This window comes from Lutibacter flavus, from assembly GCF_900188355.1.
Classification (GTDB): domain Bacteria; phylum Bacteroidota; class Bacteroidia; order Flavobacteriales; family Flavobacteriaceae; genus Lutibacter; species Lutibacter flavus.
Window position 1 is genome coordinate 59,088 of sequence record NZ_FZNX01000002.1, and the last position, 23,620, is coordinate 82,707.

Consider the following 23,620-nt stretch of genomic DNA (forward strand, 5'->3'; position numbering starts at 1 on the left):
AGTTTTCATAATGTAAACGGGCTCATATAAAATATGTTTTTCCCTTACCAATATTACGCCGTTTCCATAAACTTTTAGGTATTAGTTAAATTAAAAGAGAAAAAAAAATTGAATGTTGAAAATTATTATATATTTGATTTGACTATAAAAACAAAACAATCAACCCCAGAGACATTTTTATAGTTAAAAAGGGTTTATAATTAAATAAACCCTTTTTCTTTTGCTTTTAAAATCAACTCCCTATCATCATTATCTTGTATAACAAATAACTCTTTAAGATTTTTTTTCCTTTTTTCAAGACCAGCCATTGACATAGGAATAATTTTAGGAAGATCTTTCATTTTTGTTCCTATTGACAGCTCATATAATAACTGCCTGTCAATTTTATCTAATCTATAATCAATGGAGTTTTGCTTTCTAAATAATTCTAATACCGATTTACTATAGTAAGGAGTATTATCCATTATGGATTTTATGGATTTAACTAATTCATTTTTATCAATGTCATTTTTAATTAAAAACCCGTCTGGATTTACATTTTTTAAAATTACTTGAATTCTATAATTGTCATTAAATGTAGTAGCAACAATAATTTTACATTTTGGAAGTAATTGTCTCATTTTTATCCCAACATCTTCACCTGATAACAACTTCCCATCTTTAGATGGTGGTAATGAAATATCTAAAAAAACAATATCAATTCCATTTTTAGTTGAAGCTTCTATTATTTGTTTATCGGCTTCATCACAATCAACAGCAACAGCAACATTAAAATTCAATTCACTATTTTCAGAGCTTATAAAATCAAATGCACTTTTATAAGCATCCGAAATTATCGGATGATCGTCAATTAGTAATACATTGTAAATTTTATTCATAATTTTCATTTATGGGACAGGTAATATAAATAGTAGTTCCGCTACCAATTACAGAGCTAACTTTAAATATTCCTTCAATTTTTTCTGCCCTTGATTTCATATTTTTAAGTCCAATTCCTTTTCTTTTATCCTGAACATTAAAACCACAACCATTATCTTTTATAAATAAATTAAGATTGTCATTTTCTTTATCTATCCTAATTTCAACATTTGTTGCTTTGGCATATTTAATTATGTTCTGTAATGCTTCTTGAATAATTCTATATATATGAATTTTTATTTCGTCGTTTATGTAATTCCAATTAATTTCTTGATCATAATTAAATTCATACTCGAATTGTCCTAAATTACTCCTTTTTTCTATTAAATCTTTTATAATTCTTAAGAAATTTTCCTTTGATGACAAAATTTCGCTCTTTAATTCATGAGAAATTGTTCTAATTTCTTTTTCAATATTTTGAAGTTCATCTATATATAGTTGATGCTTTTTTATTGTCGCTTCATCACCTGTTATATTTAAAAACCCTAATCCTAATCTTGTTCCAAAAATCTTTCCTAATACACCATCATGCAAATCTTCTGAAATTCTATGACGCTCATTTAAACGGCCTTCTTCCATTTTAGACTGTTGCTTTAACATTAAAGAAAAAATCTCTTGGTTGGTCTTTTGTTGTTCTTTTTCAAAACGTAATTCTTTATTTTTATTACTTTGAACTCTTAAAAAATAAGCCAAAGAAAGAATTAAAATTGTAAAAAACGCTCCTAGTGTAATTAATAGATTTTGCTCGGAAAGCTTCTCGGTTTCCTCTATGTATTCATCAGTTTCAAAGCGAATTCTGGTAAATTTATTTCTTGTTTTACGATCGGCTATTTGAAGACTGTCATTTAAATGAACATATTCCTTCAAATACTTATTAGAATTTTTTTGATCTATTTTTGAAAGTAGTAAAAGTGTCGCTAACTTATCTCGATTATTGTCAACTTGACCTGCTAAATTATATGCCTCTGATAAATAATTTAAAGCGCTTATTGTGTCTTTTTGAAAGGCTTTATACTCTGATAAATGACGCTTACTAACTACTACCCCTGAGAATTTTTGTAGACTATCCCGAATATCATGAGCTCGATTTAATTCCACCTCTATGTTTAACGTGTCCCGCTGCAAAAACTTAGTATAAGCGATATTATCCATCAACATAGCGTAAAGTTCCATGTTTTTATTTTTTAAGTTATTATCATTTAGCGCTTTGCTAAAATACTCTAAGGATTCTTTATACTTTCTTTGTTTACTTAAAATAAGTCCTAAATTATTTAAACTAAACTCTTTAAAAAGTTTTTTATTTTCAACTTTCTCTAAATAATTTAAAGCTTCATTTTGGTAATAAATAGCCATATCAAACTCTTCTAATTCCATATAAATTAACCCTAAATAATTATAGCATTCATATAAATCCTCATATAGCTTTAGTTTTTTATAAATAGCAATGGCTTCATATAAAGAGATTTCACTTCCGGTATAATCTTTAATCTTCCCTTGAATATAACCCAAATTATACAACATTCTTGCTGTATATTTTTCGTTATTTACTGATTTAAAATCTTCATAGGCCTTATGAAAATGGTAATAAGCACTATCAATTTTTTCTTTTTTTGAATAGTATGCCCCATAATTCCAATGTGCAAGGCCACTTTCTAATTTATTATTAACCTTTTTAGCAAGGGCTAAATTTTTAAAGTTCGCTTTTTTAAAAAACTCATAACTATTCAACCTCTCTGCTTCATAAGCTATTTTAGAAAAATAGTTTAAACGAATGGAATCTGCCAATTTTGAATTAACTGCATTATATGCTTTATTTAAAGCACCTTTTCGCTCGTCTAAAGTTAATTTATTGCTTTTAGATTGGTTAAACCAATAGGTTACACTATCGTTTTTTGATGTAATTGAAGTATTGACTAACGTTCCGTTTAAACCTTCCTTTTCACAACTTGCAAAAGAAAATAAAAGGTAAACAGAAATTATTAATCCCACTAAATTTAAAAAAGAAGTCTTCAATATTTATTTTATGAAAAACAAAGCTACTAAAAAAGCCTTAAACAATGTTTAAGGCTTAAAATATATTATGTTTAGAAACTTTTAAATTAATCTCTATTTGTATTAATCTCAGCAGCAGTATCACCTCCAGTAAATTGAACTTGTTCTTGTACGTATATTTCATCATCATCAGCAGTTGCAGTAGCCGAACAAGCAGTTAAAAAAATAGATAAAAATGTGAATGCGAAAATGTATTTAATTGATTTCATAATGGGATAACTTTAAAATTTGTTTATATGTTTTTATTAATATTTTAAATTTTATAGATTTATTAATTATCAAATAACTAATAATCTCTTGCACTAAATTCTTTGCTAAAGTACTTTGTAAAAGCAAGTTGAACTAATGATTTAACCTATTATTAGTCAAATGGGGTATTCTAAATGTGAAGCATACCCTTTTGTTAGTGAAAAATTATTTGAAATTTTTTAAAAAGTGCGTTTTATATATAAAAAGATGCCGTTTATTAGATAAAACTAACTGAATGATTGATAAGAATATTCCGCTAAGTCCTTATTCATACTTTCTATATTATCTATGTATGTTTTTGTAAAAGGGACTTCAAATCTATTTCTTTTAATTGTACACGTAAATTTTCCAAATTGAATTCTAGAAACAAAATTTTTATTAATTATATAACTTTTATGAATTCTATGAAAATTATTAGGAAGTATACTTTCAAAAGTCTTAAGGGTTTTATAGGCACTTATAATTTGGCCATCAAACATATGAAAATCTGTAGCATTATTATCTGCTTTTAAATAAAGGATTTCATCGGTTTTTAAATATTGGTAATCTTTATAAGATTTCAAACAGATGTTTTTTCTTGATTGTGCAGGAATTTTCTTTAACAGCTTAAGTACAGATTTACGAGTCTCCAACTCCTTTAAAGGCGTTAATAAAAAATCGAAAAAACCATGTTTTATAACTTCATAGGCCATTTTTTTTGAAGAAGAAATAGCTATAAAAACTGGAAAATCATCATTAAACAAGTTTAATTCTTGTATAAATTCAAAGGAATTCTCAATAACATTGTCAATATTAAAAAACACCAAATCTGGTATTTCTTTTAAAATAATATTCATAGCAACGCTATAATTACTTGTTACACCTATGCAATTAAATTCATTATAATCTTTCAAAACATTCTTTATGTTTTGAACAGAAATAGAGTCATTATCTATAATTAGATAGCTTCGCATATGAAATTGAGAATATTAGTTTTCGTGAAAATACTAAAGTTTTTTGTAAAATATGTAGGGTTTTCCCTTTCTTTTTTTATGGATTATCAAGATATTTTATAGTTTAATTATATTAATTTTATAATTATTCTTTTAACTAGGAATGTTCACTAAATATTTTATTAACTAGTTAATAATTTGGTAGTTAAATAAATAAAAAACCTAACAGTGTTAGTTAAAAAAACCATAAATGAGCAAGAAGATGAATAAAAAACTTAATCAAAATAAAGTTAATACAAAAACTGAAGAAACTAACAATATTCCTTCAGACTATAATATTAATCAACAAAACAAAAATTATCCAAAAGATATTCAAGGATTATTTGAAAGATTAGGAATTGACTAAAATTAACTCCTTTTAAATTCACAATTATTTCGAATTTCTATTCATTAAAACCATTGTCAGACCCTATTTAGTAGGGTATTTTTAATGGTATCCCCTATCTAACTTCCTTATAATATCTTTTTTCACGCTAAATCTTAATTTAGCGTAGTTAAATCTAAGTTGATCACTTCTCAAATTTTATATTTTATTATGGAATTTTTTAGATTTTGTAGAAAAAAATTTAATCAATTTTTAGTGAGGGTAAATAAAAAAATCGTAAACACTTAAAAATAAGATATTTACGATTTTAATAAAGTACCCCGAGTGGGAATCGAACCCACACTCCCGAAAGAACTGGATTTTGAATCCAGCGCGTCTACCAGTTCCGCCATCGGGGCATTTTGAATTGGACTGCAAATTTATAAATAATTTTCATCTTATTCATAAATATTTCACTAAGTTGTTTAATAACTATATAAATAATTTTAAATTTGCGGACAACAAAACAACAACACAACTAAAAAATGGGAAACAGTCAACTAACACCAAAGATTTTTGCATGTAGACAAAGTACAGCATTGGCCGAAAAAATAGCAAAAAGCTATGGGCTCCCTTTAGGGAATGTAACAATTTCAAATTTTAGCGATGGTGAATTTCAGCCAGCTTTAGTAGAATCTGTTAGAGGTAGACGTGTATTTATTATTGGATCTACTTTTCCAAATTCAGACAATTTAATGGAATTACTTTTAATGTTAGATGCTGCTAAAAGAGCTTCCGCAAGACATATTACTGCTGTGATTCCATATTTTGGTTGGGCAAGACAGGACAGAAAAGATAGACCTCGTGTAGCAATTGGCGCTAAATTAGTTGCAAACTTAATTCAAGCTGCGGGAGCAACTAGAATTATGACTATGGATTTACACGCAGACCAAATTCAAGGTTTTTTTGAAAAACCTGTAGATCACTTATTTGCCTCAACTATATTTTTACCTTATTTAAAAGATTTAAAACTTGAAAATGTAACAGTTGCATCTCCAGATATGGGGGGGTCTAAACGTGCATATGCTTATTCAAAATATTTAGGAAGCGAAGTAGTTATTTGTTATAAACAACGATTAAAAGCAAATGTCATTGACACCATGGAATTAATAGGAGAAGTTGAAGGACGTCATGTGTTTTTAGTTGATGATATGATTGATACTGGAGGGACTTTAGCAAAAGCCGCTGATTTAATGATGGAAAAAGGAGCCTTAAGTGTGCGTGCAGTATGTACACATCCCATTTTATCGAGTGATGCTTATACTAAAATTGAAAACTCAAAACTTTTAGAATTAATTGTTTCGGATACAATTCCTTTAAAAAGAAAGAGTTCTAAAATAAAAGTTGTATCTTGCGCGCCTTTGTTCGCAGACGTTATGCATAAAGTGCAGGACAACAGGTCTATAAGTGGGCAATTTTTAATGTAAATAATTAATAAATAGATAAATGAAATCAATTACAATCTCAGGATCTCAAAGAGAAAGCGTAGGCAAAGTATCAACTAAAGCCTTACGTAATGCTGGAAAGGTACCTTGCGTTATATACGGAGGGGATAAACCATTACACTTTTCAGCTGACGAAACATCGTTCAAAAATTTAGTGTATACGGGTAATGTATATACTGCAACGATTGAATTAGAAGGAGCTAAATATCATGCAATTTTACAAGATATTCAGTTTCACCCAGTATCAGACAAAATTTTACACGTAGATTTTTACCAATTATTTGATGATAAAATGGTAACAATGAATATTCCTGTAAGATTAGTTGGAACATCTCCCGGAGTAATTAATGGTGGGTCTTTAAGTTTTGCAAAACGTAAATTAAGCGTTAGAGCATTGCCAGCTGATTTGCCTGACTTTATTAATGCAGATATTTCTAAATTAAAAATTGGAATGAAATTAATCGTTACTGATGTAGCTGACGAGAAATTTACAATTTTACATCCAGAAAATACTGTTGTTGTTCAAGTTAGAACTGCACGTAGTGCAGTTATGCCTGAAGATGAAGAAGATGAAGAGGGTGAAGAAGGAGCAACTGAAGAAGGAGAAGGAGCAACTGAAGAAACAGCTGCAGAATAATTCAACTTATTCTTGAAATTTTAAAAAGCGTTGCATATTTGCAACGCTTTTTCTTTTTAGTACTTTTGCGTTATGAAACTAATGCATTTTTTTAAAAATTTATTCGGTTCAAAAAAAGAAACAGCATCTAAAGAAGAAATTATGAAAAAATTCTTAATTGTTGGCTTAGGAAATATTGGTGATAAATATGAAAATACACGCCATAATATTGGATTCAAAATTTTAGATGAATTAGCCACAAAAGAAGAAATTACTTTTGAAAGTCAAAAATTAGGCGCCATTTCAAAATTTAGATTTAAAGGGAGAACTTTTATTTTATTAAAACCTTCAACCTACATGAATTTAAGTGGTAAATCTGTTAAGTATTGGCTAACAAAAGAAAATATTCCTTTAGAAAATTTATTAGTTATTTGTGATGATTTAAATCTTGATTTTGGTTCAATTAGAGTAAAACCAAAAGGTAGTGATGGTGGCCATAATGGTCTAAAAGATATAAATGCTGTTTTACAAACACAACAATATCCCCGTTTTAGATTTGGAGTTGGTTCAGAATTTTCAAAGGGTAGGCAAGTAGATTATGTATTAGGAGAATGGGATAGTGATGAAAATAAACTACTCCCTGAACGGTTAAATAAATCCATTGAACTTATTAAATCTTTTGGAACTGCTGGTTTAAACAACACAATGAATGCTTTTAATGGAACCTAAAGCCCCCTAACCCCTGAAGGAAGAATCCTACTTTTTTCAAGTCTTCTCTTAGGGAAGGTTTAGATAGGCTATTCTTGGTCTGAAGCAAACCATTCTGCATGAGAGGTCCCCGTTTCTTGAAGTTTAAGTGAATGAAGACTAATATTATCTGGTAATCGCTTTTTAATTTTATCTGCAAAATCAATTAACATCATTTCACTAGTTGGCTGGTAATCAACCAATATAACACTATGCCCTCTTTTTTCTAATTCAATTGCCAATTCAATATGAGGTGTGTTTTTATTAAATACAGTAGCGTGGTCAAACTTATCTACAATTTCTGATAAAACAATTTTTTTTAAGTCCCCAAAGTCAATCACCATACCAAATTTCACATTTGTAGAATCACTTATTGGCGTTCCAATTACTGTAACAGAAAGCTTGTAACTATGTCCGTGAACGTTTTTACATTTTCCATCATAACCATAAAGCGCGTGTCCGGTTTCAAAATCAAATTGCTTGGTAATTCTAATATTGCTCATTTTTTTAATTCTAAATTAATCCTCTAAATCTTTTCTGTTTTTAGCTTTATAATACACAAAATATGCAACTAAAGCTAACAAAACAAAGGGTAAGTAAGTTCCAATAACCACCCCAATTTCATAACCTTTATCCGGGGCATTTTTTATTTTTTCCTGAACATCAATTTGTTGTAATAATAAAATAAAATTGGCTATCATACACTATTTTTTAAATTTCAGAAGGGCATTTTTAGTAAAATCAGACAATACCAATTTTCCGCTGATTTCCGCTCTTTTCACTAATAATTCATCCCAATAATCTGTACCTTCCCAAAGTGCTTTTTTAAGTTCTTTTAACGCTTCAGGATTATATTTCGAAAGCTTATTAGCTAATACATCCACTTCAAAATCTAACTCCTTAATAGTTTCAAAAACTTTAGCATACAAACCTTTTTCTTTTGCCCAATAAGCATTTTGCCAACTAGTTGCATCTAATGTTAATTCGCTAAAAGCAGCAAGACCCATTTTTCGTTTTACAGCCGGCTCTATAACAAATGGACCAATACCAATTGTAAGTTCTGATAGTTTTATTGATGCTTGCAAAGTAGCCAAACAATAATCACAAGCTGCAGCTAATCCAACACCACCACCAACTGCTTTACCTTGAATTCTACCAATTATTAATTTTGAACACTTTCGCATTTCGTTTATTACATTAGCAAACCCAGAAAAAAAACGTTTACCTTCTTCTAAATCTTGAATTGCAACAAGCTCATCAAATGAAGCTCCAGCACAAAAAGTAGTATCTTTTTCACTTTTCAAAATAATTACCTTAACATCATCATTAGCACTCAGCTTTTTGAATTCTTTTGCTAACCTTTCTAATAATTCACTTGGAAACGAATTACTTGCCTGATGATAAAACTCAACAGTTGCGATATTATTTTGAATATGTGTATATAGACTTCCATTGCTCATAGTGGTCAAAGTTACGTGTTTTTATGTAAATATTTTCTTCTAAATATTACAACTAAAATCCCGGATCTTAATAACATCCACACTGTAAAAGCTATCCAGATTGCGTATAATTTTAAATTGAATAAATCACCTATTAAAAGAGTAGGAATAAATCCTAAGAATGTGGCAATTAATAATAAGTTTCTTAATACCACTGCTTCAGCCAAACCTTTAAAAATACCGTCAAAAACAAAAGCCACGGCATTTATTGGTTGCATTAAAATAACAATCCAAAAAATACTGTAAAATGATTGAAGCACTAGCTTGTCTTGTGAAAAAAGTTTTCCAATTTCAAAATAAAACAAACCACAAAAAGCCGCTAAAATAATAGCAATTACAATTGAATACCGACTTAGTTTAATGCTTAGCTCCCATAAATTCTGATAATTTCTTTCCCCGAGCAACTTTCCGGAAACAATGCTTCCAACGCTGGAATATCCATCAATAAAAAAGGCGAAAAATAACCAAATTTGAAAAGCAATAGTTTGAGCCGCAATGTAATTATCTCCATATTTTGTTGCATAAGAATTTGCCAAATAAAGTGCGATATTTAATGCAATAGCCCTTATTATTAAATTAAAACTAATTGAAAGAAGGTTTTTAATTTCTTTATTAAATGGAAGTTTTAACCTAAAACTAAATGGCGTTTTTTTCAATAATAAAATTAAAGATAAGGTGGCCATTACCCCTTGTGAAATTACACTTGCCCAAGCGGCTCCTTTCACATTCATTGGGTTTACAAAACCTTCTATCCCATAAACCAAGGCAAAATCTAACCCTATATTTAAAAACGCCCCAATAATACTAATTACCATTGGCCAGAATGTATTTTGCAAACCTCTAAAAACTCCAAAACAAGAAAACACAAAAAGTGTTAATGGAAATCCAATAGCTCTAATTTTAAAATAATCAACAGCGTAGTTTAAAATTAGGCCATCAGCATTATACATTTTAAAAATTTCCGTTGCAAAAAATGTAGTTACAAAATATATTACAATACTTAAAACTAAATTTATTCCAATAATCTGTGCTGGTAATGTTGCTATTTCATCTAATTTTTTTGCGCCTAAATATTTACCTATTGTTGCCGAGATAGCTGAACGAGTTTGCGCCAAAATCCAAACTAAAGCTGATATAAATGACCCCGCTATTCCAACTGCTGCCAATGCTTCGGTGGGATGATCTTGAATATTTCCAACTATTGCCGTATCAGTAATTGACAATAAAGGTTCTGCAATTCCAGATATAATTGCCGGAATAGCAAGTTTGTTAATTCCTTTAAAGGTAATATTAGATTCTTTATACATTTAAAACTTTCTCGAAACAGTAAAAAGGATACTCACTCTGATTTGGAAAATAAATCGGTTCTAATTTTATATAATTTTGTTGATGGTAAAATTTTAAATTACGTTTATTTTGACTAAATGTATCCAATCTAACAGAGTTATAATTCTTTTCATTGGCTAAATTTTCTGCAAAAGTCATTAGTTTTTGAGCACAACCCATTCCTTGAAAATCAGGATGTACAGCCAAACGATGAACATATAAACTATTTCCATTATCGGTCAGCCATTTTACATTTTTATACTCCTTATCTTCAACTTCTGTGAGTACAACTAACCCAATAATTGAATTACCTTTTACTAACTTCCATAACTGATTTAAACCAATATCATTTAATAAAACTACTTTTGATGGGTAATATTCATTCCATTGAAAAATTCCATTTTCAATCATATGTTTTGCGCAACTTTTAGTAATTGATAAAAGTTGTTCTATATTCATCTCTGAAGCTTTTTCTATATTCATTAATTATTTAATATAAAATCAACACTATGCTTAACAACTGCCTTTAAATGAATAGGCATATCAGATTCTTTCCAAGGTTGTGTACACCCTAATGGATGATTCATTTGATCAATAAGTAACAATTTACTTGCCGGATTCCAGGAGTGTATGTTTTTAGCTTCGGAAGGCAAAACAACGGTATCATCTGTTCCATGAACAATCAAATGCGGTATTTTTAAATTAGAAACAGCGTTTTTAATTGTTAATCGCTCCTCATTTTCTATAAAACTTGTATAAAATTGAAAATAATGAGGCATTTGTTGTTTTGTTCTCGCATTGGTTATAAATGAAACCCCAGCTTTTTTCCATTGTTCTAGTTGCTCGCCTTTTGGAAAACGAGCTCCATAATCAGAAACACCAGACCAAGAAATAACTTTTGATATTTTATTATTTTCTGAAGCTTTTATTGAAACAATTCCTCCTCCACGAGAATGCCCAATTAGGGTGATATTTTTAGCGTCAATTTCATTTTTAAACTCTGAATTATTTAAAATCCAGTCAATTACATCTTCTAAATCATTTAGCTCAGTAATAAAATTATTTTGACCAAAAGCTTCCAAATCAGGAAAATCTATTGGGTTTTTAACCGTACCTCCATTATGTGAAAAATTGAATTTTACAAAAAATATGTCTTTATTCGCAAATTCCTTAGTTGCTAAATTCCAAGCGCCCCAATCTTTATAACCTTTATAACCATGGCAAAATATTACTATTGGCTTTTTTGTCTTGTTTTTCTTATAAAAAACATCTGTTAAAATAGGTTTGTTATGGTGGCTGCTCTTAACTATTAGGTTTGTTAATCTGTTCATTTTAAAATGGTAAGTTTTCGTTTTGAATAAAAGGAATCTCCGGATTCAAAATTTCTTTAATTAAATTATTTATTTCAAGCATAAAATCGTTCATTCTTTCTTCTGAAACCGAGGTGTCAACACCTCTAAATTTTTCCGAAAAATTCATTTTTAAAAATCCGGAATTTAAATTTTTAAAAGAAATAATTCCGCTTTCTAATTGGCTTAAAGTAGCTGTATTATTTTTAGAATACATATATGAATACAACATAACTTGCATTGCTTTTGTATATTTATAATCTTCTTTAATTACACTAAAATCAGACATTTTTAAATCTTTCGATTCTACTTTACCTGTTTTGTAATCTATAATTCTGATTACACCATCTAATTGATCAATTCTATCAACAATCCCCCTAAATTTAATAGGGAAATCAACTCCTTCAATAGCAATTTCAACTCTTAATTCTTTTTCTAAAGCTATTATTTTTAATTGCTTATTTTTATTTATAAGTTTTAATTCTTGCTTTAAGAATCTACTAATATGATTTTTACAAACTTCAAAAATTAATTTATTTTTTCCCGTATTTATATTTCCTTTTAAATAATGCTTTTCAAAAAACTTAACTAGTAATCTTTCAATGTTTTTTTGCATTGCAGCAACAGCTTCTTTTGATACAAATTTATTTACATAAGGCTTATACATTTCCTCTAAAACATCGTGAATAACAGATCCCATTGTATTTGCGGCAATTGTTTCTTCTACCTCATTATCATCTCTAATACCCAATACTTTTTGTTCATAAAAACTAATAGGATTATAAATATAGGTTGCCAATGCAGAAGGAGAAATTCCTTTTGTAAAAACCTCTTTTAACTTTTGAAGAATCTCCGAAGTTTTTTTAATTTGAATTTTATCATTCTTAAAACGTATTACTTTCGGACTAATAATTGTTTTTACTATTTGCGGATTACTAATTTCTAACTGAGTTAAAAAACGGCTTTTTTCTCCAGAACCATATCCATCTGTTTCTGTATTATAAATTAAATATACATTTTTAGCTCGTTGTAATAATCGTTGAAAATGATATGAGAAAATGGCATCTTTTTCCTGATAAGTAGGCAAGCCAAAATACTTTTTCACATCAAATGGAATAAAGGAATTTTCATTTTTTCCACTAGGTAAAATCCCTTCATTTACAGAAGTAATAATAACCGTTTCAAAATCTAAAACCCTTGTTTCCAGCATTCCCATTAATTGTAAACCTTGCAATGGCTCCCCTTGAAATGACAATTTTTCGTTTTGTAAAATCTGATTATAAAACCTAGTTAGGGTTTTTAAATCAGTTATATGGTTATACGAAGTGTTTAACGTTTCTAATTGTTGAAAAACTTTATAAAAACGATACAAATATTCCTTATCCACTCCTTCAACATGATTTTTTAGTTGAATTATTAAATTACTGCATTGTTTAATTATAACATTAATATTTGAAGAAAAATTAAATAAAGAAAGGCATATTGAAATCTCTTTAACTTCCTCCTCAGATATAAATTTTTTTATCTCTTTTAAGGATAAAAATATGCTGTTTTCACTTTTAACATTTCCAATAATTTTTTGAAGAATATTCCCTTGTAATTTATTCAAAAAAGGGTCATTTAGTAGGTTTAAAACGTCTTTAAAGTAAAAAACCCCCTCTTTAGCCTTATTAAATTTTTGTTGGTTTAAATGAAGTTTAAATAGCTTTTCGAATAAATTTGAAGCCGGAATATCTTTTAATGGATATCCCATGGTAATATTTATGTTTTTTACTGTATTTGGAAGTGAGTTTAATGTTAATGTTAGCAGATTTTCATCTGCCAGTACTAAAGCAGTCTTATTATAATTTTCTAATGTGGATAATAATTCACCAGCATATTTAATTTGGGTAATATTTTTTGGGGCTCCAACAAATTCAACATTTTTATTTTCAATTGAATTAATATCTACCAATAAAAAAGGGTGAGTTTTATAATAAGTCCATTCTCTTTTATATTTTCTTAAAAAAATGCCAGCTTCATTTGAATTGCTGCAAATTTCATCACTAGCATCCCAATATATTGTTGCTAAATTTGTGTTTAATAACTCTTGAAAAATGTATTCTTCTGCTTTATTTAATGCGTTAAATCCAACTAAAACAATATGCTTATCTTCAATATTATTAATATAATACTCTAAATTATCAGTTGCCTCCTTATAGATTAATCCTTGATAGCCAAATTTGTTACTTTTTAGTTTTTCATAAAGGGAATCATATAAAATATTTAATTGCTCAAAAAACTGAAGATAATTTAACGCTAAAGTACTCGGCTCCTTATCTTGGAACCATTGATCTAATTTTTTTACATCGCGTAAATTCGTAAAAAAATCTTCAGAATTTACTAAATAACTGTCAATTTCGTTAAAATCATGAAGAGCAATGGTTGCCCATTGTGAAAATATTTCAAAAGATTCAATCTTGTCTTTTGATAAAACTTCTTTATAAATGCTGTAAAATTCAAAAAGTAATTGGGTGTTGTCTATTAATTTTATATCCGCCAATTCTTGAATGTAATTTTCTATACTTGTTATTTTAGGTAAAAATAAACTAGCTGTTGTTTTATTTATTATTTCTTCCTTTAAAAAAACACATGCACGTTGACTTGGAAGTATAAAAACAAGATTTTCTATACTAGAATGTTTCGTGATAACATCATCAACAACTTTCGAAAGAAAAGATTCCATATAATTTATATAAACTATAAAAATATAAAAGGCAATTCATATAGAATACCTTTTACAAATTATTTTAACTAAAATTCTTTAAAATGAAAAAAGCCATTCTTTAAGAATGGCTTTTTTATAAAATATAATAATATTATTAGTTAACTAATTTCACTTCAACTCTTCTGTTTTCAGCTCTACCAGATTTTGTATTATTACTAGCAATTGGCATATCCTCACCAAATCCTTTCGCGGTTAAATTATTACCAGAAACACCTTTAGATGTTAAATAATTTTTAACTGCGGTTGCTCTTTTTTCTGATAACTTTAAATTACTTGCGTTATTTCCCACACTATCTGTATGACCTGATATTGCAAATTTTGCAGTTGGGTATTTAGCCATTATTTGAGCAGCTTCATCCAATCTAGCAATAGTTTCAGATTTAAAAGAATCTTTAGATGTGTCAAAATAAACTGTTTTAAATAAGTCTTCTAATTTAGCAACTTCTACTGCAGTAATTTCCGGACAACCATTATTTGAAGCCGTTCCAACAACATTAATACAATTGTCATCTTTATCTAATACTCCATCACCATCTGTATCTGGCCAAGGACATCCATTATTTGCTTCTGGCCCTGCAACTGAAGGACATTTATCATTCTTGTCAACTACTCCGTCACCATCAGAATCAGGACAACCTTTATTCGCTTTGATACCTTTATCATTAGGACAAGCATCATCAGCATCTGTAATTCCATCTCCATCAGCATCAGGACAACCGTTTAGAGATTCTAAACCTGCAACATTAGGGCAATCATCTTTAGAATCAATTACACCATCATTGTCTGCATCTGGACATCCATTGTATTCAACTAATCCAAAAACATCTGGACATGCATCATCTTTGTCATAAATACCATCACCATCTTTGTCAGTTCCACCAAATTTAATTATAATTCCCGCTGAATGTTGAAAATGTTGTACAATATTACTTTCAAAAGCATGCTTGTATTTAGACTCTAAATTAAATCCAAAATTTTCATTAAACCATAAGTTAAATCCTAATGCCCCATTAAATGTACCTGTTCCAAAATTATCCATCCAAACATATCCACCACCAACTGATGCATAAGGGTCAAACCAAGCTGTTTCTCCAAAAACCTCATTAAGATCATATTTAACTGCGCCGTCTAATGAGAAATAAGAATCATCACTTGACGTATTGTCCCCGATTTTATTTATTGTATTTATAGATCCAGCTGCTTCAATGCTAAAACCATCTGTTAAATATTTTCCCACTGTTACCTTTGAAATTGAAGGCACCATATTAAAATGATCTCCTGCATTTACAAATTCGTTTAACCAAGACCCATGTCCTTCTAAACCAGGATTGGTTGGGTAAAAATCAACAGCATTTACTCCTAAGCCAATCGACCAGGGATTGTTATTGTCTTGTGCTTTTAAAGTGCTAATACCTAAAACAAGTATCAGTGCAAATAAAACTACTTTTATATTTTTCATTTTTTTTAATTTAAATTAATACTCTTATAATTACAAAGTTAATTAATTATCATAAATAAAAGCCGCTTTTGTTAAAAGTGGCTTTTATTTACAAGTTTTCAAAAAATTCTTATAAAAAAATCGCCTAAAAAATTTAATTTTCAGGCGACTTTTTTATAGGATAAATATTATTTATTAATTTGAAATATTTACTTCAGTACGTCTATTATTAGCTCTACCGGATACTGTATCATTAGAATCAATTGGTCTGCTTTCTCCATAACCAACATATTTTAGTCTATCTGGATTAACACCTTTTGATACTAAATGATCTCTAACTGCAGATGCTCTTCTTTCAGATAATAATTGGTTTGATCTATCTGTACCAACATTATCTGTATGTCCTTCAACAACGAAATTAGTTTCTGGGTATCTTAGTAGTATTGATACCATAGTATCTAAAGTATTAATAGCTTCTCCTTTGAAAGTTGCTTTAGCAGTATCAAATAAAATAGTTTTTCCATATCTATTCAATTCATCCATAACCTCATTAGTTGGATCCACAGGGCAACCATCATTTGAAGCTGGACCAGGAACTTCAACACACTTGTCAATTAAGTCAATTACACCATCACTATCAGTGTCTTTAAAAGGACAACCAGCATTAGTTTTAGGACCAAATACATCCGGACAAGCATCATCTTTATCAGCTGTACCATCGCCATCTTTATCTGGACATCCATGTAATAATTTAGGACCAGCAACTTCTGGACATTTATCTTTTGCATCTGGAGTACCATCTCCATCAGTATCAGGGCAACCACCAAATTCAGCTAATCCAGGAACTTCTGGACATTTATCACAGCAATCCATTACTCCATCTTTATCTATATCTGTATCTGGACAACCATTTAATTCTGCTAAACCAGTAACATCCGGACATTTATCTTCTTTATTTTCAACTCCATCACCATCTCTATCCTTATTTCCTAATTTCCAAGTTAAACCAATAGAATGTTGAAACATTTTAAAATCAACTGGAGTATTTACTTTTTTATAACCTGAAGTAAAGTTAATTCCCACATTATCACTAATCCAAGCATTAAATCCAGCTCCTAAATTTAAACCTAAACCATTTTGAGACCCAACCCAATTTTCACCTAGACCAGCATATACGAAAGGATCAAACCATCCCGTTTGTCCAAATGCATTATTTAAATCATACTTAACATTCAAATCTAAACCAAAAAATGTTACATCTGATCCAGCACCCCAAGGTCTGTCAACTTTATTCATAGCTCCAGCTAATTCTAAACCAAAACCTTTTCCGATATATCTACCAACAGATACTCTGCTTAACCAAGGAATAACGTTAACGTCATTTCCATCAAATTTGTATGATCCAAAATACCCAGAAGTTGCATCAGAAGCAGTGCTAATATCTATAGCATTCGTTCCAAAAGTTAACATCCACGGATTTTCTTTGTCCTGAGCACTAGCATTGCTAAAGGATGCAATTAATAACAAAGCCATTATGGCAATTTTTAAATGTTTCATTTTCAATAAGTTAAATTAAATGTTCTTTTTATTTTTTAAAGTAAAAACAGTTATCAATAGACAACTATTGTAGCAAATTTACAAAATATTCTGAAATAGAGGACAATTATATAATAAAACTAAATTATTTTCAAGTTTTTACCCACATTAATAAAAGCTTCCAGAGCCTTATCCAGATGTTTTTTAGTATGAGCCGCAGATAATTGTACTCTTATTCTTGCTTTTTCTTTTGGCACTACCGGAAAAAAGAATCCAATAACATATATACCTTCATTTAAAAGCAAATTAGCCATATCCTGAGAAAGTTTAGCATCATATAACATTACAGGCACGATAGCTGAATCTCCTTTAACAATATCAAATCCAGCTTTTATCATTCCATTTTTAAAATAATTGGTATTCCATTCCAATTTATCTCTTAATGTAGTGTCTTGAGAAATCATTTCAAAAACTTTTAATGAAGCTCCAACAATGGCAGGGGCTAACGAGTTTGAAAACAAATAGGGTCTTGATCGTTGGCGTAATAACTCAATTATTTCTTTCTTCCCTGTCGTATAACCACCCATTGCTCCTCCAAGTGCTTTCCCAAGAGTTCCAGTTACAATATCAACTCTACCCATTACATTTTTTAATTCTAATGTACCTCTTCCTGTTTTACCAATAAAACCAGCTGCGTGACATTCATCAACCATAACCATTGCATCATATTTGTCGGCCAAATCACATATTTTATCTAAACTTGCAACAATGCCATCCATTGAGAAAACACCATCTGTAACAATGATTTTGAATCTATGGTTGTTCTTATTCGCTTCAATGAGTTGTTCTTCTAAAGAATTCATATCATTGTTGTTGTATCTGTAACGAGCCGCTTTACATAAACGAACTCCATCTATAATTGAAGCATGATTTAAAGAATCTGAAATAATTGCATCTTCTGTTGAAAGCAAGGGCTCAAAAACACCACCATTTGCATCAAAAGCTGCGGCGTATAAAATCGTGTCTTCTGTTTTATAAAATTCAGCTATTTTATTTTCTAATTTTTTATGAATATCCTGTGTTCCACAAATAAATCTAACTGATGACATTCCATAACCATGGGTATCCATAGTATTCTTAGCCGCTTGAATTACTTCAGGATGATTTGACAATCCTAAATAATTATTTGCGCAAAAATTAATCACTTCTTCTCCAGTGCTAATTTTTATTACAGCATCCTGCGATGAAGTAATTATTCGCTCCGATTTATATAACCCTGCATCTTTAATCTCTTGCAGTTCTTTTTGTAAATGTTGTTTTATATTACCGTACATATTTAATTAGTTTTTAACAAAGTTATTATAATTTAAACTTCTTCAATAGTAATTTCCTCATTTATATAAACCAATAATTTCTTCTCAATTTTAAAGTTTAATTCTTCTAAAATAGTTCCGTAATTATTGATTTGTTCATGATATTTATTATTTGTAATCCCCGTTTTATAATCTATAATTGTTACTTTATTTTCATTAAAAACTAATCTATCTGGAATTATAATTCTTTTATCATTAGTTAAAATCTCCTGCTCATTATAAACTTTATTGTTTTGATTAAAATATTTACTTAATTCTTTATGATTAACAATCTTATTAAGAACATAAATTATTTCTTCTTTTTCATTCTCTGTAATAATTCCTTTAAATAAATATTGATGCACCACATCATAAATATCATTATTGGTTTTAATAAATGATAAGATTTCATGAATTAAATTACCATAAATAATTGCTTTCCCTTGATCAGTATCCCAAAGTAAAGATGAATTTGCAACGATAGAAATATTATGATTTTTCCATGAATTTGAGATAAAGCTTTTTTGAGTAGTGGTTACACTTTCCTCTTTTTTACTAATATTAAAGCGTTTTTGACTTCCAAATGTATAATCCAATTTTTCTGGATTCCATAAATCTTGTTGTTTCAAATAATTAATAAATAAGCTTGATGAAAATTTTATATCACTTTCATTTTTACTGGAGGTTTTCTTTTCAGAAACAATATATAATTGCTCTACAGCTCTTGTTAAAGCAACATATAAAATATTGAAATTATCTAATTCTAACTCTTCCCTACGTTTATTAAACAAATATTCACCCTTGTCGCCAACATAATTTAACTTATTACTATAATTGACTAAAACAGAATTAATAGTGCTTGATTGCTCATAATTATACCAAACCTTTGGCTTAATTTGATTATAAATGTCAATATCATATGGGTAAATAACAATTGGAAACTCAAGCCCCTTTGCTTTATGAATTGTCAAAATTCTAACAGCATTTTTAGCTTCAGGTGCAACAATGCTTAATTTGTCCTTTTTCAATTCCCATACTTCTAAAAACCCATTAATAGAAGCTTGCTTTTTTTGTTGAAATTCAAAAACAAAATCCAAAAAGAATTGAATGTCAGAGTCAGACTCCGGAGCCAAGTTAAAACTTCGAATTATGTATTCGAAACTTTCATAAAAAGGACTTCTAATAAATTCATCACAATTAAAAAATTGATTGAATTGCTTTAATTCATTAAAAAACGCCTCATTTGACAAATCAATAAAACCACTTAAAAATTGATGTTTTGAAATTTCTAAATTTAAATAATTATATAAAAAATAAAGTAATTTAACTTTGTATTCTTTGTTTAACGGGCTCTCAAAAACATTTAATAAATTAATAATGAAATCTATCTTTTCATTGTTTTTTAACAGTAATGTTTCTGATGAAATTATTTCAATTTTATTTTCAGACAAATAATTCGCAACAGCTATTCCTTGTTTTTTTGTCCTTACCAAAACACAAGCTTCATTCTTTTGGAAAGAAGGATCTATATTTTGAATAATTTCTAAGACTTTTTTTGGATAAACTAAGTCCTTTTCTTCATCATCCTTTTCCTTTTCAATAAAAGATAATTGAACAAAACCACCAATATTAGAATTGTTTTTTTGATCATTTCCATCAAAATACAAATTGCAGTAATTTTTATTGGTTAAAAATTGAGAAATGTATTTAAAAAAGGAATTATTAAATTCAATTATTTCTGAATAGCTTCGGAAGTTAGTTTCTAAATTAGATAAATACTTGTCTACAAAAAACGGGTTGCTACTTTCATTTTTTTCTTCTGAAGATAGCGCAATAAACTGTTCTGGATTTCCTCCGCGCCATCTATAAATGGACTGTTTTGCATCTCCAACTAGCAACAATTTGCCTTTTTCACCTACTTCATTTTCAGATGTTATAGCATTTTCAATTAAAGGAATTAAATTTTTCCATTGCAACTCTGATGTATCTTGCATTTCATCCAAAAAATAATATCGAAATTTCTCACCCAACCTTTCATAAATAAATGGTGCAGGCTCATCCTTTATGGTATCACTTATAAGTTGATTAAATTCTGCATTTAACAAAATATTATTCTCGCTTTTTAATTCCTGAAGTGCTGTATTTATATAATTTAAAACCGCCAAAGGTATTAAGCTTTCAACAATAATGCTATTTAAAATATAATCCCCATAAATTTCATTATATAATACTTTTGAACTAGAATAAAGTTCTTTTAATTCAACAGACAACCCATCAATTATTTGTTTTGTTGATGCATTGCATTTTCCAGCGTATAAATTTTTATTTTCTTCAATTGCCTTATTTAATCTTCCTTCGAATTTTAATTCATCTGGTTTTAAATGTTTTAGATTAATTAGTTTTATAAAATGATTAGGTAAATCTCCATATGAAAATTCATTGTTTTCAATTCCATTCTCTTTTATAATATTAATCCCATTTACGCCAATTGCTTTAAATTTTTCTAAAATTTGTTTATTTTCTTTTTGAAGTTTCTCCTTTAATTTTTTGAATTCACCTATTGAAACCTCTCCTAAGGATTTTAAATGTGAAGAATGATTTTCATTTAAAATAATTTTTGCAAAATCTTTCAATTCTAACGAAATATCCCAAGCCTTGTCATCATCTAACTTTTGAATGGAATAATTTACTAATAAATTTGTGAGGTCTTTATCCTCTCCTATTTTTGATATAACAATATCTACAGCTTCGTTCAGTAAACTTTCTGCATCCATTTCAACTTCAAAATTCATTGGAAGCTTTAAATCATGCGCAAATGTTCTAATAATTTTATGAGTAAAACTATCTATAGTAGTTATATTAAATGCAGAGTAATTTTGTAATATTGAATTTAAAATTATTTTTGAATTCTCAAAAACAACCTCTTTAGTTAAGTTTGCTTCTTTGCAAATAGTAAGAAGCATGTCATTTGTTTTGTAATTTGAAAATGTTTTTAAATTTTCAATTACACGCTCTTTCATTTCACCAGCTGCCTTGTTGGTAAATGTTACCGCTAAAATTTGTTGAAATTTAAATGGATTTGTACTTTTTAAAAGAATTTTTAAATATTCTTTTACTAATGTAAATGTTTTACCACTGCCAGCTGAAGCACTATATATTTGGAAAGGAATCTGATCTTGCATTTACAAAAATTATAACGCAAGTTAACAATAATTAAACTTGTTTAAAAACAAACTTATTTTCCATTTCTCCAATTAAAGCGTCTTCTGTTATTCCACAAAAAGCGTCTTTGAGCGTTTAATTTCATTATAATACTAAATGAGTAAAAAACATGTGGAACTAATTGAAAATCCGGCGAGTTATATTTATACCCTCCTTGAGCACTAATCCCTAAAGCTTCATTAAACCAGTAATTTCCACCAATACCACCATTTACAGTTCCACCACTTCTATCTGCAAAAGTATAGCCTCCCCCCGCATAAATGAAAGGTGTAAAATAGTTTTCAGGATTTACCAAACAAAATTGAATATTCCCATCTACTGCAAAATAAGAAATGGCATCAACTTCAATATCTCCTAATTTTGTAATTTTATTTACTGAAGCTGATAAGTCTAAAGATATTCGATTTTTCCAATAACGAGTTACATTAATTCTGGGAGCAAATACATTCCAGTGATCTTGTGCATTTGTAATTTCATTAAAAAACCCATCTTGGTTCCCTCTTGAAGCATCAAAGCCAGGGTAATGTGTTGGGTTTAGAGTTGGAAAGTAATCAACAGCGTTTATTCCAATACCAACTACCCATTTATTATATTCGTCTTGCGAGTATATATTACTCATTAGCAACATATTAATAAATAGTAATAGTATTATATTTTTAAACAATCCGTATTTCATAGTCAAGGGGTTTGTTAATTACCAATGTTTTATAACGCAAATATTATTAATAAATTATATTTATTTTGGGGTAAATATTTGGTTTATAAAAACGTACTTAAATTAAAATTTATTTACTCTTTTAACAGCTTTTGTAAAATCTTCTAAATCGTTGTCATTTAAAACTAAATGAATTGCTTCGTTAGCAACTTTTTCAACATTATCTAATGGAAAGCCTAAACCTACACAAATTCTTCTTAAAACACCAACTTCTTTAATAGAAACCTCATCATCTGCATAAATCATTTTGGTTAAATCATATAGACGTTCTATTCGTTCGTTATAACTATGAGGTGTATGGATAGGGAAATTAGAAGGGTTTTCAATTATTTCATTGTACTTTTCCTCCAATATATGAAAACGATTTGCTAGTCTTTTAAGCATTTTCTCTTCTCCTTCAGTAATCACTTCATCAGCCAAAGCTAAAACCACAATACTTGCAAAATGCTCAATATTTCTTTTTTGTTCTCCGCTTAAATTATAATCAGATACAGCCATGCTTTTATTTTTTTAACCGCAAATATAGATAATCCCTTAAAATATTCGCAATTTATAAAAAATAAAATTAGTGTTTAATCGGATTTACTTTCTTAATTACTTTTTTAAAATCTTCAATATCAGGCTCTTTTAAAAAGAACTTAATTGCTTCTTTTACTACTAATCTAACATTTTCAACTGGAAAACCTAACCCAACTGCTATTCTATCCATCATAGAAGTTTTATCTATTGTTGGGTTTTTATCTAAAAAAAGCATTTTTGTTAAATCATATAAATGCTCTAATCTTTCATTATAACTAAAAGGTGTGTCTATTGGATAACTATCAGGGTTTTTTATAATCTCTTTAAACTCACTTTTCGTTATATCTAATCTATATGCTAACCTTTCTAATAATTTATGCTCTTCTGCATTTATGTTATTATCAAGTAAAGCTAATCTAACTATAGATGCAAAATGTCCCTTATTTTGCTCATGCAAACCTGTTGGGTATAAATCGGAAATAGACATCATAACTTTATTATTTTAATTCATTCT

At 28.8% G+C, this 23,620-nt stretch carries 22 protein-coding genes and 1 tRNA gene; 4 read left to right on the plus strand and 19 right to left on the minus strand.

Features of this window, described 5'->3' with window-relative positions; translation table 11 throughout:
- Positions 1-200 precede the first annotated feature (200 nt).
- The 4 genes from CHB63_RS06480 to CHB63_RS06490 form a co-directional block, all read right to left on the minus strand.
- A complete protein-coding gene (locus CHB63_RS06480; RefSeq protein WP_089378112.1) occupies positions 201-878 on the minus strand; it encodes a response regulator in 678 nt (225 codons plus the stop codon).
- On the minus strand, positions 871-2,907 hold the full coding sequence (locus CHB63_RS06485) for a tetratricopeptide repeat-containing sensor histidine kinase (protein WP_141107276.1): 2,037 nt from the start codon (positions 2,905-2,907) through the stop codon (positions 871-873). The genes CHB63_RS06480 and CHB63_RS06485 overlap by 8 nt, the downstream gene beginning before the upstream one ends.
- A gap of 110 nt (positions 2,908-3,017) precedes the next feature.
- Positions 3,018-3,179 carry a hypothetical protein gene (locus CHB63_RS17130; protein WP_176420285.1) on the minus strand — a complete coding sequence of 54 codons (162 nt, stop codon included), beginning with the start codon at positions 3,177-3,179 and terminating at the stop codon, positions 3,018-3,020.
- A 267-nt stretch (positions 3,180-3,446) separates the two neighbouring features.
- Positions 3,447-4,172, minus strand: a complete 726-nt coding sequence (locus tag CHB63_RS06490) for a LytR/AlgR family response regulator transcription factor (protein WP_089377650.1) — start codon at positions 4,170-4,172, stop codon at positions 3,447-3,449.
- Positions 4,173-4,401: 229 nt separating this feature from the next.
- On the opposite strand from CHB63_RS06490, the gene CHB63_RS17135 reads away from it, so the two are divergent.
- Positions 4,402-4,557, plus strand: a complete 156-nt coding sequence (locus CHB63_RS17135; protein ID WP_176420287.1) for a hypothetical protein — start codon at positions 4,402-4,404, stop codon at positions 4,555-4,557.
- Between the two features lie 295 nt (positions 4,558-4,852).
- Here CHB63_RS17135 and CHB63_RS06495 read toward each other — a convergent pair.
- Positions 4,853-4,934 (minus strand) — tRNA-Leu (locus tag CHB63_RS06495).
- Between the two features lie 126 nt (positions 4,935-5,060).
- On the opposite strand from CHB63_RS06495, the gene CHB63_RS06500 reads away from it, so the two are divergent.
- From CHB63_RS06500 to pth, 3 genes are all read left to right on the plus strand, one after another.
- On the plus strand, positions 5,061-6,002 hold the full coding sequence (locus CHB63_RS06500) for a ribose-phosphate pyrophosphokinase (protein WP_089377651.1): 942 nt from the start codon (positions 5,061-5,063) through the stop codon (positions 6,000-6,002).
- 19 nt (positions 6,003-6,021) lie between these two features.
- Positions 6,022-6,657: a 50S ribosomal protein L25/general stress protein Ctc gene (locus CHB63_RS06505; RefSeq protein WP_089377652.1), complete on the plus strand. Its 636-nt coding sequence runs from the start codon at positions 6,022-6,024 to the stop codon at positions 6,655-6,657.
- 141 nt (positions 6,658-6,798) lie between these two features.
- Positions 6,799-7,365: an aminoacyl-tRNA hydrolase gene (pth, locus tag CHB63_RS06510; protein WP_089378113.1), complete on the plus strand. Its 567-nt coding sequence runs from the start codon at positions 6,799-6,801 to the stop codon at positions 7,363-7,365.
- A 68-nt stretch (positions 7,366-7,433) separates the two neighbouring features.
- On the opposite strand, the gene CHB63_RS06515 is transcribed toward pth, so the two are convergent.
- The 14 genes from CHB63_RS06515 to CHB63_RS06580 all read right to left on the minus strand — a co-directional run bounded on the left by CHB63_RS06515 (position 7,434) and on the right by CHB63_RS06580 (position 23,596).
- Positions 7,434-7,886 (minus strand): 6-pyruvoyl trahydropterin synthase family protein, encoded by a 453-nt coding sequence (locus tag CHB63_RS06515; RefSeq protein ID WP_089377653.1) that lies wholly within the window; start codon positions 7,884-7,886, stop codon positions 7,434-7,436.
- A 15-nt stretch (positions 7,887-7,901) separates the two neighbouring features.
- Positions 7,902-8,084, minus strand: a complete 183-nt coding sequence (locus tag CHB63_RS06520) for a hypothetical protein (RefSeq protein WP_089377654.1) — start codon at positions 8,082-8,084, stop codon at positions 7,902-7,904.
- Between the two features lie 3 nt (positions 8,085-8,087).
- The gene (locus CHB63_RS06525; protein ID WP_089377655.1) at positions 8,088-8,843 is read right to left on the minus strand and encodes an enoyl-CoA hydratase/isomerase family protein; all 756 of its coding nucleotides are present in this window, start codon (positions 8,841-8,843) and stop codon (positions 8,088-8,090) included.
- An 11-nt stretch (positions 8,844-8,854) separates the two neighbouring features.
- Entirely contained in the window at positions 8,855-10,189 is a 1,335-nt protein-coding gene (locus CHB63_RS06530; protein ID WP_089377656.1) for an MATE family efflux transporter, read from the minus strand.
- Positions 10,182-10,691, minus strand: coding sequence for a GNAT family N-acetyltransferase (locus tag CHB63_RS06535; RefSeq protein ID WP_089377657.1), 510 nt, complete (start codon positions 10,689-10,691; stop codon positions 10,182-10,184). Before CHB63_RS06535 ends, CHB63_RS06530 begins: the two co-directional genes overlap by 8 nt.
- Positions 10,691-11,539 carry an alpha/beta hydrolase family protein gene (locus CHB63_RS06540; protein WP_089377658.1) on the minus strand — a complete coding sequence of 283 codons (849 nt, stop codon included), beginning with the start codon at positions 11,537-11,539 and terminating at the stop codon, positions 10,691-10,693. Before CHB63_RS06540 ends, CHB63_RS06535 begins: the two co-directional genes overlap by 1 nt.
- A gap of 1 nt (position 11,540) precedes the next feature.
- Complete coding sequence (locus CHB63_RS06545) at positions 11,541-14,282, minus strand: PD-(D/E)XK nuclease family protein (RefSeq protein WP_089377659.1); 2,742 nt, start codon at positions 14,280-14,282, stop codon at positions 11,541-11,543.
- A gap of 136 nt (positions 14,283-14,418) precedes the next feature.
- Positions 14,419-15,783, minus strand: a complete 1,365-nt coding sequence (locus CHB63_RS06550; RefSeq protein WP_089377660.1) for an OmpA family protein — start codon at positions 15,781-15,783, stop codon at positions 14,419-14,421.
- 174 nt (positions 15,784-15,957) lie between these two features.
- Positions 15,958-17,319 (minus strand): OmpA family protein, encoded by a 1,362-nt coding sequence (locus CHB63_RS06555; protein WP_089377661.1) that lies wholly within the window; start codon positions 17,317-17,319, stop codon positions 15,958-15,960.
- Between the two features lie 119 nt (positions 17,320-17,438).
- Positions 17,439-18,632, minus strand: a complete 1,194-nt coding sequence (gene kbl, locus CHB63_RS06560) for a glycine C-acetyltransferase (RefSeq protein ID WP_089377662.1) — start codon at positions 18,630-18,632, stop codon at positions 17,439-17,441.
- A gap of 32 nt (positions 18,633-18,664) precedes the next feature.
- Entirely contained in the window at positions 18,665-21,832 is a 3,168-nt protein-coding gene (locus tag CHB63_RS06565) for a UvrD-helicase domain-containing protein (RefSeq protein ID WP_089377663.1), read from the minus strand.
- Positions 21,833-21,885: 53 nt separating this feature from the next.
- Positions 21,886-22,491, minus strand: coding sequence for a hypothetical protein (locus CHB63_RS06570; RefSeq protein ID WP_141107277.1), 606 nt, complete (start codon positions 22,489-22,491; stop codon positions 21,886-21,888).
- 159 nt (positions 22,492-22,650) lie between these two features.
- On the minus strand, positions 22,651-23,085 hold the full coding sequence (locus tag CHB63_RS06575; RefSeq protein WP_089377665.1) for a tellurite resistance TerB family protein: 435 nt from the start codon (positions 23,083-23,085) through the stop codon (positions 22,651-22,653).
- A 67-nt stretch (positions 23,086-23,152) separates the two neighbouring features.
- Positions 23,153-23,596: a tellurite resistance TerB family protein gene (locus CHB63_RS06580; RefSeq protein ID WP_141107278.1), complete on the minus strand. Its 444-nt coding sequence runs from the start codon at positions 23,594-23,596 to the stop codon at positions 23,153-23,155.
- Positions 23,597-23,620: the final 24 nt, after the last annotated feature.